Annotated in this window: 1 protein-coding gene; it reads left to right on the top strand. The window is 69.3% G+C overall.

From position 1 onward, the window contains the following. On the top strand, positions 1–758 hold a 758-nt coding region (locus DK254_RS20325; RefSeq protein WP_218281429.1), incomplete at both ends, for a dihydroxy-acid dehydratase.

The following is a 758-nucleotide window of genomic DNA, read 5'->3' as shown; positions in this document are numbered from 1 at the left end:
GATCACCCCCGGCATGCTGATGGCCGCCCTGCGCCTGAACATCCCGGTGGTGTTCGTCTCCGGCGGGCCGATGGAAGCCGGCAAGACCAAGCTGGCCAACCACGGCCTGGACCTGATCGACGCCATGGTCGCGGCCGCCGACGACAGCTGCTCCGACGAGAAGGTCGCCGAGTACGAGCGCAGCGCCTGCCCCACCTGCGGTTCCTGCTCCGGCATGTTCACCGCCAACTCGATGAACTGCCTGGTGGAGGCCCTGGGCCTGGCCCTGCCGGGCAACGGCACCACCCTGGCCACCCACGCCGACCGCGAGCAGCTGTTCCTGCGCGCCGGGCGCCTGGCCGTGGAGCTGTGCCAGCGCTACTACGGCGAAGGCGACACCTCGGTGCTGCCGCGCAGCATCGCCAACGTGCTCGCCTTCGAGAACGCCATGAGCCTGGACATCGCCATGGGCGGCTCGACCAACACCATCCTGCACCTGCTGGCCGCCGCCCAGGAAGGCGCGGTGCCCTTCGACCTGCGCGACATCGACCGCCTGTCGCGCAAGGTGCCGCAGCTGTGCAAGGTGGCGCCGAACATCCAGAAGTACCACCTGGAAGACGTGCACCGCGCCGGCGGCATCTTCTCCATCCTCGGCGAACTGGCCCGCGGCGGCCTGCTGCACACCGAGGTGCCGACCGTGCACAGCCCTTCGATGAAGGACGCCATCGCCGAGTGGGACATCACCCAGACCTGCGACGAGCGGGTGCACACCTTCTTCC

The sequence above is a fragment of the Pseudomonas sp. RW407 genome (assembly GCF_003176655.1).
Lineage (GTDB): Bacteria > Pseudomonadota > Gammaproteobacteria > Pseudomonadales > Pseudomonadaceae > Pseudomonas > Pseudomonas delhiensis.
The sequence above is the reverse complement of the archived record's forward strand: the minus strand, read 5'-3'. Positions and strand labels throughout refer to the sequence as shown.